The following is a 12,597-nucleotide window of genomic DNA, read 5'->3' as shown; positions in this document are numbered from 1 at the left end:
CCCCATGCGAGAGTAGGGAACTGCCAGGCATCAAATTAAGCAGTAGACTGGTGTAAAAATCAGTGGTTGTAGAAAAATTCGGTGGAGCGGTAGTTCAGTTGGTTAGAATACCTGCCTGTCACGCAGGGGGTCGCGGGTTCGAGTCCCGTCCGTTCCGCCACCCTAATTAGGGGCGTAGTTCAATTGGTAGAGCACCGGTCTCCAAAACCGGGTGTTGGGAGTTCGAGTCTCTCCGCCCCTGCCATAAAATAATCCTTAGCATTTGCTAAGGATTTTTTTTGTTTGTAAAACAGTGAATTCACCATCCCTTCTTATCGGCATCCTTGCCTCATGATTGTTTTATTCTTCCAGTACGCCGGTTTTTAAAAGATCTCTGATCAGCGCATGTTTATCGCTATTCTGCAGCCATATGGCGTATAACGGACGCGATAGCGTTGCACTGTCGGCAACGGTATGCAAACCGCCTTTTTCCTTAGCCCATGCTGTGGGTAACCAGGTGCAACCATTCAACGCCGACAGTTGCTGTCTGGCCAGTTCGGCGGAACTGGTGGTTAGCACGGGTATTTCATCCGAGGCGATCAGACCCACTTCATGCTGCTGAAAGTCCGGACCCCACTCCAGCCGCAGATAATTCAACGCATCCTTTAGCGTAGAAGGGCGCGCGCAGTATAACGCCAGGGTGAAATGCCCAAGTAACTGACTACTGAATTCATCCATCTTCGGCGCTTCGGTCGTGATCAGCAGATCAAGCTGACGCTCATGTAACTGCTTGACCAGAGACTGGCGCTGGGCAATACGCGCTTCGAATTGCAGGCTGGTTTGCGGCTCTTGTGTCTGGTATAGCCGACCCAGCCAGTCATTGAGCATACACTCCCACAAAGAAGCGCTGGCACCGATAGAGAACTCATTATGCCTTGAGGTATGGGCGACTTCTTTGCGGGCCGCCTGCCACGTATTCATCAGCGTTTCGGCATAGGGTAAAAGCTTCTCCCCCGCTGCTGTTAAGCGGATATTGTTTCTGTGGCGTGTGAAAAGGTTCACGCCCAGCTGGTTTTCCAGCTGTCTGATGCGAAAGCTCACCGCCGACTGTGTCAGATAGAGTGCTTCCGCAGCCCGGCCAAAGTGGCGTGTCCGGCTCACTTCCAGGAAAGTTTTTAGCAATTCCGTATCCACAGTGCTCTCCGCAAAATTATTTGTCGTTATGATTTAAATGTTTTGTTTTACACTCTGTCAAGCGTAACTAATACTCCGCGCCATAAATAGCTCGGCCAAAGAATTAGGAGCGTGCAGGATGGCGGAAAGCTTTACGACGACTAATCGATATTTCGACAACAAATATTATCCACGCGGGTTCTCTCGTCATGGTGATTTCACCATCAAAGAGGCACAACTGCTTGAGCGTCATGGTTATGCCTTCAACGAGCTGGATCTTGGCAAGCGTGAGCCGGTTACCGAGGAAGAGAAACTCTTTGTGGCGGTATGCCGTGGTGAACGCGAGCCGGTGACCGAAGCGGAACGTGTATGGTCTAAATACATGTCGCGCATCAAGCGTCCAAAACGTTTCCACACCCTGTCAGGCGGTAAACCGCAGATGGAAGGGGCTGAAGACTACACTGAGTCTGATGACTAACGAAAAAAGGGCGTAAGCCCTTTTTTTACGTCAGGAGTTTCTGCAGATGAGCAAGCAACCTGTCTATGGCCCGGTAGCTCACTGCTTCCTGTAAATGCTGGCGAGTGATCCCTTCCGCCTGTTCGAGATCGGCAATGGTCCGGGAAACCTTCAACAAACGTTGCCACGCCCTGATAGACAACCCCAGATGGATGAGCGTTTCTTCCAGCCACTGCGAATCCTCGTTGTTCAACGGGCAATGCTGACGAATTTCTTTATTTTGCAAATGTGCGTTGAGTTTACCCTGGCGCCTGTACTGCCGTTCCTGCGCAGCGATGACCCGCTGCTTAACCGTAGCGCTACTTTCACCTTTGACTTCAGTCTGACTGAGCATACCTGCAGGTAGCAACGGGATCTCCAACGAAAGATCGAAGCGGTCGAGAAACGGTCCGGACAGCCGGCCAAGATAGCGCAGTGTTTGTTCTGGCGTACATCGATTGTGTTTTCCCTGATAATGTCCGGTAGGGCTGGGGTTCATTGCCGCAACCAATTGAAAACGCGCCGGATAGGCGATCTTAGCCCGCGTGCGCGAAAGGTGAATCTGCCCGGACTCTATCGGCTCACGTAACGCATCTAATGTGCGTCGTTCGAATTCGGGGAGTTCATCGAGAAAAAGTATGCCGTTATGCGCCAGAGAAATTTCACCGGGTCCGGGAATGGAGCCGCCACCGACCATTGCCGCCAGGGATGCGCTGTGATGTGGCGATCGAAAGGGGCGCTGTTTCCACTGCTTTTGCACACTGGTCGAATTAACCAGGCTAAGGATTGCCGCGCTTTCCAGCGCCTCTTTGTTACTTAGAGGTGGTAGTAATCCATTAAGCCGACTGGCAAGCATTGTTTTACCGGTGCCCGGAGGGCCAATAAGAAGCAGGTTGTGTCCACCTGCCGCCGTAATCTCCAGGCTGCGCTTACCTTGCTCCTGGCCAATAATATCGTTGAGATCGTCGTGAGTGGGCGAAGAACCCCATACGCTCGAGGAAGGGGGATCGAGCGGCTGCTTGCCTTCCAGAAATGCGCAGACTGCCTGCAGATGGTCGGCTATCAGACAGCCATCGCCGTCAATCAGTCCTACTTCGTCTTCATTCTCTTTTGCAACGATGATGCTTCTTCCTGCGCGTATCGCTTCGGTAGCGCTGGAGATGGCGCCAGGAACGCCACGTAGCGCGCCTGTAAGCGCTAATTCGCCCACTAACTCATATTGATCAAGCCTATGGGTCTTAAGCTGCTCAGAAGCCACCAGAAGCGCAACGGCGATAGGTAAATCATATCGCCCTCCCTCCTTGGGGAGATCGGCAGGGGCAAGATTAATCGTGATTTTCTTAGCCGGGAATTCATACCCGCTATTGATAATAGCGCTACGAACCCGATCCCGGGCCTCCTTTACGGTGGTTTCCGGTAGCCCCACCAGCGTCAGGCCTGGGAGTCCGTTACTGATATGGACTTCGATTGTGATAGCCGGCGCGTTAACGCCGAGCGCAGCTCGCGTATGAACAATTGACAGTGACATAGCCCCTCCAGAGGCCATGATTATGGCCTACGCGTTAGGGTGAATGTTGTGTAATTTTGCGTTTTTTCGAGGATGATTCCGATATTTTTACTGAATTTGAAAGCATAAAACCGTATTCCGGAAGACTGCTCGCAAAAGGCGATCAGACAGGTATGTTGCACAACGGAAACAGCGAGTTACCCGTGCAAGGTGAATTTTTTTCAAATATTACTTTTTGTATAAAAAACAACGACGTTACGTTAAACCATCAGCCGCGGCGGAAAAAACAAACCAAAAAAATCTTGTGCAATCGGCAAAATCTATGGTAACTCTTTAGGCATTCCTTCGAACAAGATGCAAGAATCGACAAAAATGACAGCCCTTCTACGAGTGATTAGCCTGGTCGTGATTAGCGTGGTGGTGATTATTATCCCACCGTGCGGGGCTGCACTTGGACGAGGAAAGGCTTAGAAATCAAGCCTTAACGAACTAAGACCCCCGCACCGAAAGGTCCGGGGGTTTTTTTTGACCTTAAAACTACCATCGAGGAGCAGACAATGAATAACAGCATAAAATTCTGTTTCTCAGGATTTACGGCGGGGAACTAACTATGAATGGAGCACAGTGGGTGGTACATGCGTTGCGTGCGCAGGGTGTCGAGACCGTTTTCGGCTATCCCGGTGGCGCAATTATGCCGGTCTACGATGCGTTGTATGACGGTGGCGTGGAGCACCTGTTGTGCCGCCATGAGCAGGGTGCTGCGATGGCCGCTATTGGCTACGCCCGCGCTACAGGTAAAACCGGAGTCTGTATCGCCACTTCCGGTCCGGGGGCGACTAACCTGATCACCGGCCTGGCGGATGCGCTGCTGGATTCCGTTCCGGTAGTGGCTATCACGGGGCAGGTTTCTGCGCCGTTCATCGGTACTGATGCATTTCAGGAAGTGGATGTATTAGGTCTTTCGCTGGCCTGCACCAAACACAGTTTCCTGGTGCAGTCGCTGGAAGAATTGCCACGCATCATGGCAGAGGCGTTTGACGTCGCCCGTTCCGGCCGTCCCGGTCCTGTACTGGTCGATATCCCGAAAGATATCCAGTTAGCCAGCGGTGCGCTGGAACCATATTTCACCACCGTTGAAAGCGAAGCGGCTTTCCCCCATGCAGAAGTTGAACAGGCTCGCGCTATGTTGGCGCAGGCGCAAAAACCTATGTTGTACGTCGGCGGCGGCGTAGGAATGGCGCAGGCGGTACCGGCGCTGCGTGAGTTTCTGGCGACAACACAAATGCCCGTTACCTGTACGCTGAAAGGGTTGGGCGCCGTGGAGGCTGACTATCCGTACTATCTGGGGATGCTTGGTATGCATGGCACCAAAGCGGCAAATTTCGCGGTACAGGAGTGCGACTTACTGATTGCGATCGGCGCACGTTTTGATGACCGGGTGACTGGCAAATTAAACACTTTCGCGCCGCACGCCAGTGTGATCCATATGGATATCGACCCGGCTGAGTTGAACAAACTGCGCCAGGCCCACGTTGCGCTGCAGGGTGATTTAAATGCCCTTCTGCCTGCATTACAGCAACCGGTAAATATCGATGCGTGGCGCCAGCGTAACGCGGAACTGCGAGCGGAACACGGCTGGCGCTACGACCATCCGGGCGATGCCATTTACGCGCCGCTGCTGTTGAAGCAGTTGTCCGAACGTAAACCGGCAAACTGCGTGGTGACAACCGATGTCGGCCAGCACCAGATGTGGTCAGCGCAACACATGACTTATACCCGTCCGGAGAATTTCATCACCTCCAGCGGATTAGGCACCATGGGGTTTGGCTTACCGGCTGCGGTGGGCGCACAGGTTGCGCGGCCCAACGATACCGTAATCTGTATCTCCGGTGATGGCTCCTTCATGATGAACGTTCAGGAGTTAGGCACCGTAAAACGCAAGCAGTTACCGTTGAAGATGGTATTACTGGATAACCAACGGTTAGGGATGGTTCGACAATGGCAACAACTGTTTTTTGCAGAACGATATAGCGAAACCACTCTGACTGATAACCCCGATTTCCTTATGTTAGCCAGCGCTTTCGGCATCCCTGGCCAACACATCACCCGTAAAGACCAGGTTGAAGCGGCACTCGACACCCTGCTGAACAGCGAGGGGCCATACCTGCTTCATGTCTCAATCAATGAACTTGAGAATGTCTGGCCTCTGGTGCCGCCTGGCGCCAGCAACTCTGAAATGCTGGAGAAAACATTATGATGCAACATCAGGTCGCCGTTGAAGCGCGCTTTAATCCCGAAACGTTAGAACGCGTATTGCGCGTGGTCCGTCATCGCGGATTTCAGGTATGCGCCATGAATATGGAAGCCGCCAGCGATGCGCAAAACATCAATATCGAATTAACCGTTGCCAGTCCTCGGTCGGTCGACTTACTGTTTAGTCAGTTAACAAAACTGGTAGACGTTGCACATGTTGCCATCTGCCAGAGCACAACCACATCACAACAAATCCGTGCTTGAGCGCGACAGGAAGAAAAAAATGACGACAAAAAAAGCTGATTACATTTGGTTCAATGGGGAGATGGTTCGTTGGGAGGACGCGAAAGTCCACGTGATGTCCCACGCGCTGCATTACGGTACGTCCGTGTTTGAAGGTATCCGTTGCTACGACTCTCACAAAGGACCGGTGGTGTTCCGTCATCGTGAACACATGCAGCGTCTGCATGACTCAGCCAAAATTTATCGTTTCCCGGTTTCGCAAAGCGTGGACGAATTGATGGAAGCCTGTCGCGACGTGATCCGTAAAAACAACCTGACCAGCGCCTACATACGTCCGCTGGTGTTTGTCGGTGATGTTGGCATGGGCGTGAACCCACCTCCGGGATACAACACCGACGTGATCATCGCAGCGTTCCCATGGGGCGCATACCTGGGCGCCGAAGCCCTGGAACAGGGGATCGATGCGATGGTGTCGTCCTGGAATCGCGCAGCGCCAAATACCATTCCGACGGCGGCGAAAGCGGGCGGCAACTATCTTTCCTCTCTGCTGGTGGGCAGCGAAGCCCGCCGCCATGGGTATCAGGAAGGTATCGCCCTGGACGTGAATGGCTATATCTCCGAAGGCGCAGGCGAAAACCTGTTTGAAGTGAAAGATGGCGTGCTGTTCACGCCGCCGTTTACCTCTTCCGCGCTGCCGGGTATCACCCGCGACGCGATCATCAAACTGGCGAAAGACCTCGGTATCGAAGTGCGCGAGCAGGTCCTGTCCCGTGAATCCCTGTATCTGGCTGACGAAGTGTTTATGTCAGGTACCGCGGCGGAAATCACCCCGGTGCGCAGCGTTGACGGAATCCAGGTAGGCGAAGGCCGCTGCGGTCCGGTCACGAAGCGCATTCAGCAAGCCTTCTTCGGTCTCTTCACCGGTGAAACGGAAGATAAATACGGCTGGTTGGATCAGGTTAATCACTAAGAATAAAAAATGGGACGGCACGCACCGTCCCATTTCACAGACAGACACTGGGAGTAAAAAGTATGCCTAAGTACCGTTCCGCCACCACCACTCATGGCCGCAATATGGCGGGAGCCCGCGCGCTGTGGCGCGCCACTGGAATGACCGATGACGATTTTGGTAAGCCGATCATTGCGGTCGTGAACTCGTTTACCCAGTTCGTGCCGGGGCACGTGCACCTGCGCGATCTCGGTAAACTGGTTGCCGAACAGATAGAAGCCGCAGGTGGCGTGGCGAAAGAGTTCAACACCATCGCCGTGGATGATGGTATCGCCATGGGCCACGGAGGGATGCTTTATTCGCTGCCGTCCCGCGAATTGATCGCCGATTCAGTCGAGTACATGGTGAACGCCCACTGCGCTGATGCGATGGTTTGTATCTCCAACTGCGACAAAATCACCCCCGGAATGCTTATGGCCTCATTGCGCCTGAACATTCCGGTGATCTTTGTTTCCGGCGGTCCGATGGAAGCCGGGAAAACCAAACTGTCCGATCAGATCATCAAACTCGATCTGGTCGACGCGATGATCCAGGGCGCAGACCCGAAAGTCTCTGACGACCAAAGCAATCAGGTTGAACGCTCTGCCTGCCCGACCTGTGGTTCCTGTTCCGGAATGTTCACCGCCAACTCCATGAACTGCCTGACCGAAGCGCTGGGCCTCTCTCAGCCGGGCAACGGTTCGCTGTTGGCGACCCACGCTGACCGTAAACAGCTGTTCCTTAACGCCGGCAAACGCATCGTTGAGCTGACGAAACGCTACTACGAGCAGGACGACGCCAGCGCGCTGCCGCGCAACATCGCCAGCAAGGCAGCATTCGAAAACGCCATGACGCTGGATATCGCCATGGGCGGTTCAACCAATACTGTTCTGCACCTGCTGGCCGCCGCGCAGGAAGCGGAGATTGACTTCACCATGAGCGATATCGACAAGCTGTCCCGCAAAGTGCCGCAATTGTGCAAGGTGGCGCCAAGCACCCAAAAGTATCACATGGAAGATGTCCACCGTGCGGGGGGCGTGCTGGGGATCCTCGGCGAACTGGATCGTGCGGGGTTGCTGAACCGTGACGTGAAAAACGTACTGGGGCTGACGCTGCCGCAAACGCTTGAGCAGTACGACGTGATGGTGACGCAGGATGAGGCCGTGAAGCAGATGTTCCGTGCCGGTCCGGCTGGCATTCGCACCACCAAAGCATTCTCGCAGGACTGTCGTTGGGAGACACTGGACGACGATCGCGCGGGAGGTTGTATCCGCTCGCTGGAACATGCCTACAGCAAAGACGGCGGTCTGGCGGTACTGTACGGTAACTTCGCGGAAAACGGCTGCATCGTAAAAACCGCAGGCGTGGATGACAGCATCCTGACTTTCACCGGCCCGGCGAAAGTCTACGAAAGCCAGGACGACGCGGTAGAAGCCATTCTCGGCGGCAAAGTGGTGGAAGGCGACGTTGTGGTGATCCGCTACGAAGGGCCGAAAGGCGGTCCGGGAATGCAGGAAATGCTCTACCCAACCAGCTTCCTGAAATCCATGGGCCTCGGCAAAGCCTGTGCGCTGATCACTGATGGTCGTTTCTCTGGCGGGACCTCTGGTCTCTCCATCGGCCACGTTTCCCCTGAAGCGGCAAGCGGCGGCAATATTGGCCTGATTGAAGATGGCGATCTGATCGCCATTGATATCCCTAACCGTGGCATTCAGTTGCAGGTGAGCGACGCCGAACTGGCGGCGCGCCGTGAAGCGCAGGAAGCGCGCGGTGACAAAGCCTGGACGCCGAAAAACCGTCAGCGTCAGGTATCGTTTGCCCTGCGCGCCTACGCCAGCCTCGCGACCAGCGCAGACAAAGGCGCGGTGCGCGACAAATCCAAACTTGGGGGCTAATGATGGCCGAGTCACAACCCTTATCAGCCGCCCCCGAGGGGGCGGAATATCTCCGGGCGGTGCTGCGCGCGCCGGTTTATGAAGCGGCGCAGGTCACGCCTCTGCAAAAAATGGAAAAACTCTCCTCGCGCCTCGACAACGTCATCCTGGTGAAGCGCGAAGACCGCCAGCCGGTGCACAGCTTTAAGCTGCGCGGCGCTTACGCGATGATGGCGGGCTTAACCGAGGACCAAAAAGCGCGCGGTGTGATCACCGCGTCGGCGGGCAATCATGCGCAGGGCGTGGCGTTTTCCTCTGCGCGTCTGGGCGTGAAGGCGCTGATTGTCATGCCGGTTGCGACTGCTGATATCAAAGTGGATGCGGTGCGCGGTTTTGGCGGAGAAGTCCTGCTACACGGCGCGAATTTTGATGAGGCGAAAGCCAAAGCGATCGAACTGGCGCAGCAGCAGGGCTTTACCTGGGTGCCGCCGTTCGACCACCCGATGGTGATTGCCGGGCAGGGAACGCTGGCCCTTGAACTGCTCCAGCAGGACGCTCACCTTGATCGCGTGTTCGTGCCGGTGGGCGGCGGCGGCCTGGCGGCAGGTGTGGCGGTGCTGATCAAACAGCTGATGCCGCAGATCAAGGTCATTGCCGTTGAAGCGGAAGACTCCGCGTGCCTGAAAGCGGCGCTTGATGCCGGGCATCCGGTCGATCTTCCGCGTGTGGGGCTGTTTGCCGAGGGCGTGGCGGTCAAACGCATCGGCGATGAAACCTTCCGTCTGTGCCAGGAGTATCTTGACGATATTATCACGGTTGATAGCGATGCTATCTGCGCGGCGATGAAAGATCTGTTCGAGGACGTGCGTGCGGTGGCGGAACCGTCCGGCGCGCTGGCGCTGGCGGGCATGAAAAAATATATCGCCCAGCACAACATTCGCGGCGAACGTCTGGCGCACGTGCTGTCTGGCGCTAACGTTAACTTCCACGGCCTGCGCTACGTTTCCGAGCGCTGTGAGCTGGGTGAACAGCGTGAAGCCTTGCTGGCGGTGACCATTCCGGAAGAGAAGGGCAGCTTTCTGAAATTTTGCCAGCTGCTCGGCGGTCGTTCGGTAACGGAATTTAACTACCGTTTTGCCGATGCCAAAGATGCCTGCATTTTTGTCGGCGTGCGTTTAAGCCGCGGTCTGGAAGAGCGCAAAGAGATCCTGAATTTGCTGAATGACGGCGGCTACAGCGTGGTCGATCTCTCTGACGACGAGATGGCGAAGCTCCATGTGCGCTATATGGTCGGCGGGCGTCCATCTAAGCCGCTGAAAGAACGACTTTACAGCTTCGAGTTTCCGGAATCTCCCGGCGCCTTGCTGAAGTTTTTGTATACGCTCGGCACCCACTGGAACATCTCTTTGTTCCATTACCGCAGCCATGGCACCGACTACGGGCGCGTGCTGGCAGCCTTCGAACTGGGCGATCACGAGCCGGATTTCGAAACTCGCCTGAACGAACTGGGCTATGAGTGTCACGACGAAACTCAAAACCCGGCGTTCCGTTTCTTCCTGGCGGGCTAGTGGTTCGGCAATATCTTCCAGAACGCGTCAATCAGCGGCTCATGCAGCCGCTTTTTCGTTGCGCACACCCCCAACTCAAACGGGGTTTTTTCGTCGCTACGCTCTAAAATCATCACGCGATTGCGTACCGGTTCAGGACTGTTTTCCAGCACCACTTCCGGCAGCAGCGCCACGCCGCAGCCGAGCGCGACCATCGACACCATCGCTTCATGCCCGCCGACGGTTGCGTAAATCATGGGGTTACTGATTTTATGGCGGCGAAACCACAGCTCAATGCGGCGGCGCACTGGCCCCTGGTCAGCCATGATGAACGGCACTGTCGACCAGTCGGGTTTTTCCACCGCGACCTGACTGCGTACCGGGCAGGGTAACGCCGGGGCGATCAGCACCACCGCCAGATTCTCCAGCATCGAGAATGCCACTGCGCCGGGCAGCGTTTCGGGTTTCCCGGCAATGGCGAGATCCGCTTCGCCCGTCACCACCTTTTCCATCGCGTCGGCGGCGTCGCCCGTGGTGAGTTTAATTTCCACCGAGGGGTGCTCCGCGCGAAAGCGATCGAGAACAGGCGGCAAATGACTGTAAGCGGCGGTCACGGAGCAGAAAATATGCAGCTCGCCGGAGAGCGACGGTCCCTGCTGATCGAGCGTGTGCCGCAGTTGCTGATACTGCAATAAGGTCTGTTGGGCAAAGACCCGTAGCTCTTCGCCCGCTTCCGTGAGCGTGACGGTGCGGTTGTCGCGCACGAACAGCGGCTGGCCAAGGTCTTCCTCAAGGCGCTGTATCTGTCGGGAAAGCGTGGACGGGCTGACGTGCATCGCCCGGGCGCTGCGGCCAAAGTGACGGCTTTCCGCCAGATGCAGGAACATTTTCAAATCGCGTAAATCCACCGATTCCACTCCCTCTTTTTACATTGCAAAAATTGCAACATGACGTTGTGAATATATCAATTTCCGCAATAAATTTCCTGTTGTAATGTGGGTACATTCTCGCTGAAACGCGAACCGAACAATAAGACACACAACATCACGAGGTATCACCCATGGCTAACTACTTTAATACACTGAACCTGCGCCAGCAGTTGGCGCAGCTGGGCAAATGCCGCTTTATGGGCCGCGACGAATTTGCCGATGGCGCGAGCTACCTTCAGGGTAAAAAAGTGGTCATCGTCGGCTGTGGCGCGCAGGGTCTGAACCAGGGCCTGAATATGCGTGACTCCGGTTTGGATATCTCTTACGCCCTGCGCAAAGAAGCAATTGCCGAAAAGCGTGCGTCCTGGCGTAAAGCGACCGAAAACGGCTTTAAAGTGGGTACCTACGAAGAGCTGATCCCGCAGGCGGACCTGGTGGTAAACCTGACGCCAGACAAGCAGCACTCTGACGTGGTGCGTTCCGTACAGCCGCTGATGAAAGACGGCGCCGCGCTGGGTTACTCTCACGGCTTTAACATTGTTGAAGTGGGCGAGCAGATCCGTAAAGACATCACCGTGGTGATGGTGGCGCCGAAGTGCCCGGGTACGGAAGTACGCGAAGAGTACAAGCGTGGCTTCGGCGTGCCGACCCTGATCGCGGTTCACCCGGAAAACGATCCGAAAGGCGAAGGCATGGCGATTGCCAAAGCATGGGCGGCAGCGACCGGTGGCCACCGCGCGGGCGTGCTGGAATCGTCCTTCGTTGCGGAAGTGAAATCTGACCTGATGGGTGAGCAGACCATTCTGTGCGGCATGCTGCAGGCGGGTTCTCTGCTGTGCTTCGACAAGCTGGTGGAAGAAGGCACCGACCCGGCATACGCGGAAAAACTGATTCAGTTCGGCTGGGAAACCATCACCGAAGCGCTGAAGCAGGGCGGCATTACGCTGATGATGGACCGCCTGTCTAATCCGGCGAAACTGCGTGCTTACGCGCTGTCCGAACAGCTGAAAACCATCATGGCGCCGCTGTTCCAGAAACACATGGACGACATCATCTCCGGCGAGTTCTCCTCCGGCATGATGGCGGACTGGGCGAACGACGATAAGAAACTGCTGACCTGGCGTGAAGAAACCGGTAAAACCGCGTTTGAAACGGCGCCGCAGTATGAAGGCAAAATCAGCGAGCAGGAGTACTTCGATAAAGGCGTACTGATGATCGCGATGGTGAAAGCGGGCGTTGAGCTGGCGTTCGAAACCATGGTGGATTCCGGCATCATCGAAGAGTCTGCGTACTACGAATCCCTGCACGAACTGCCGCTGATTGCGAACACCATCGCCCGTAAGCGTCTGTACGAAATGAACGTGGTTATCTCTGATACCGCCGAGTACGGCAACTACCTGTTCTCTTACGCCTGCGTACCGCTGCTGAAAGAGTTCATGACCACCCTGCAGCCGGGCGATCTGGGCAAAGCGATTGCGGAAGGAGCGGTAGACAACGCGCAACTGCGCGATGTGAACGAGGCGATTCGCGGCCATGCTATCGAGCAGGTAGGTAAGAAACTGCGCGGCTATATGACCGATATGAAGCGTATCGCTGTCGCTGGCTAAT

11 protein-coding genes and 2 tRNA genes are annotated in these 12,597 nt (G+C 55.5%); 10 read left to right on the top strand and 3 right to left on the bottom strand.

Translation table 11 applies throughout. The features are described 5' to 3' along the window. Positions 1–83: 83 nt before the first annotated feature. Positions 84–160, top strand: a tRNA-Asp gene (locus APU02_RS03305). An 8-nt stretch (positions 161–168) separates the two neighbouring features. Beyond that, a tRNA-Trp gene (locus APU02_RS03300) sits at positions 169–244 on the top strand. A gap of 95 nt (positions 245–339) precedes the next feature. On the opposite strand, the gene hdfR is transcribed toward APU02_RS03300, so the two are convergent. Next, positions 340–1,173 (bottom strand): HTH-type transcriptional regulator HdfR, encoded by an 834-nt coding sequence (hdfR, locus tag APU02_RS03295; RefSeq protein ID WP_060569256.1) that lies wholly within the window; start codon positions 1,171–1,173, stop codon positions 340–342. Positions 1,174–1,291: 118 nt separating this feature from the next. On the opposite strand from hdfR, the gene maoP reads away from it, so the two are divergent. Next, positions 1,292–1,630: a macrodomain Ori organization protein MaoP gene (gene maoP / locus APU02_RS03290; protein WP_042292859.1), complete on the top strand. Its 339-nt coding sequence runs from the start codon at positions 1,292–1,294 to the stop codon at positions 1,628–1,630. A gap of 25 nt (positions 1,631–1,655) precedes the next feature. On the opposite strand, the gene APU02_RS03285 is transcribed toward maoP, so the two are convergent. Continuing rightward, on the bottom strand, positions 1,656–3,176 hold the full coding sequence (locus APU02_RS03285) for a YifB family Mg chelatase-like AAA ATPase (protein WP_060569255.1): 1,521 nt from the start codon (positions 3,174–3,176) through the stop codon (positions 1,656–1,658). A 351-nt stretch (positions 3,177–3,527) separates the two neighbouring features. On the opposite strand from APU02_RS03285, the gene ilvL reads away from it, so the two are divergent. The 6 genes from ilvL to ilvA all read left to right on the top strand — a co-directional run bounded on the left by ilvL (position 3,528) and on the right by ilvA (position 10,081). Next, entirely contained in the window at positions 3,528–3,626 is a 99-nt protein-coding gene (gene ilvL / locus APU02_RS03275) for an ilv operon leader peptide (protein ID WP_001311244.1), read from the top strand. 139 nt (positions 3,627–3,765) lie between these two features. Further along, complete coding sequence (gene ilvG / locus APU02_RS03270) at positions 3,766–5,412, top strand: acetolactate synthase 2 catalytic subunit (RefSeq protein WP_060569254.1); 1,647 nt, start codon at positions 3,766–3,768, stop codon at positions 5,410–5,412. After that, positions 5,409–5,672, top strand: a complete 264-nt coding sequence (gene ilvM / locus APU02_RS03265) for an acetolactate synthase 2 small subunit (RefSeq protein WP_042292846.1) — start codon at positions 5,409–5,411, stop codon at positions 5,670–5,672. The genes ilvG and ilvM overlap by 4 nt, the downstream gene beginning before the upstream one ends. A gap of 19 nt (positions 5,673–5,691) precedes the next feature. After that, positions 5,692–6,621: a branched-chain-amino-acid transaminase gene (gene ilvE, locus APU02_RS03260; protein ID WP_042292843.1), complete on the top strand. Its 930-nt coding sequence runs from the start codon at positions 5,692–5,694 to the stop codon at positions 6,619–6,621. 62 nt (positions 6,622–6,683) lie between these two features. After that, positions 6,684–8,534 (top strand): dihydroxy-acid dehydratase, encoded by a 1,851-nt coding sequence (ilvD, locus tag APU02_RS03255; protein ID WP_042292842.1) that lies wholly within the window; start codon positions 6,684–6,686, stop codon positions 8,532–8,534. A 2-nt stretch (positions 8,535–8,536) separates the two neighbouring features. Next, positions 8,537–10,081 carry a threonine ammonia-lyase, biosynthetic gene (gene ilvA, locus APU02_RS03250; protein WP_042292866.1) on the top strand — a complete coding sequence of 515 codons (1,545 nt, stop codon included), beginning with the start codon at positions 8,537–8,539 and terminating at the stop codon, positions 10,079–10,081. On the opposite strand, the gene ilvY is transcribed toward ilvA, so the two are convergent. Continuing rightward, positions 10,078–10,968, bottom strand: coding sequence for an HTH-type transcriptional activator IlvY (ilvY, locus tag APU02_RS03245; protein WP_042292841.1), 891 nt, complete (start codon positions 10,966–10,968; stop codon positions 10,078–10,080). The genes ilvA and ilvY overlap by 4 nt on opposite strands. A 152-nt stretch (positions 10,969–11,120) precedes the next feature. Here ilvY and ilvC point away from each other — a divergent pair, with 152 nt between their 5' ends. After that, positions 11,121–12,596, top strand: coding sequence for a ketol-acid reductoisomerase (gene ilvC / locus APU02_RS03240; RefSeq protein ID WP_060569253.1), 1,476 nt, complete (start codon positions 11,121–11,123; stop codon positions 12,594–12,596). Position 12,597: the final 1 nt, after the last annotated feature.

Origin of the sequence: Citrobacter sp. 50677481 (assembly GCF_001463265.1) — a bacterium.
Classification (GTDB): domain Bacteria; phylum Pseudomonadota; class Gammaproteobacteria; order Enterobacterales; family Enterobacteriaceae; genus Citrobacter_A; species Citrobacter_A sedlakii.
This window is presented reverse-complemented; position numbering and strand designations above follow the sequence as displayed.

Bases quoted from the DNA above. Each gene is read 5' to 3' on its own strand.
- ilvC (WP_060569253.1), top strand. From the start codon at position 11,121: ATGGCTAACTACTTTAATACACTGAACCTGCGCCAGCAGTTGGCGCAG.
- maoP (WP_042292859.1), top strand. From the start codon at position 1,292: ATGGCGGAAAGCTTTACGACGACTAATCGATATTTCGACAACAAATAT.
- ilvA (WP_042292866.1), top strand. From the start codon at position 8,537: ATGGCCGAGTCACAACCCTTATCAGCCGCCCCCGAGGGGGCGGAATAT.
- ilvE (WP_042292843.1), top strand. From the start codon at position 5,692: ATGACGACAAAAAAAGCTGATTACATTTGGTTCAATGGGGAGATGGTT.
- ilvM (WP_042292846.1), top strand. From the start codon at position 5,409: ATGATGCAACATCAGGTCGCCGTTGAAGCGCGCTTTAATCCCGAAACG.
- APU02_RS03285 (WP_060569255.1), bottom strand. From the start codon at position 3,176: ATGTCACTGTCAATTGTTCATACGCGAGCTGCGCTCGGCGTTAACGCG.
- ilvD (WP_042292842.1), top strand. From the start codon at position 6,684: ATGCCTAAGTACCGTTCCGCCACCACCACTCATGGCCGCAATATGGCG.
- ilvG (WP_060569254.1), top strand. From the start codon at position 3,766: ATGAATGGAGCACAGTGGGTGGTACATGCGTTGCGTGCGCAGGGTGTC.
- ilvL (WP_001311244.1), top strand. From the start codon at position 3,528: ATGACAGCCCTTCTACGAGTGATTAGCCTGGTCGTGATTAGCGTGGTG.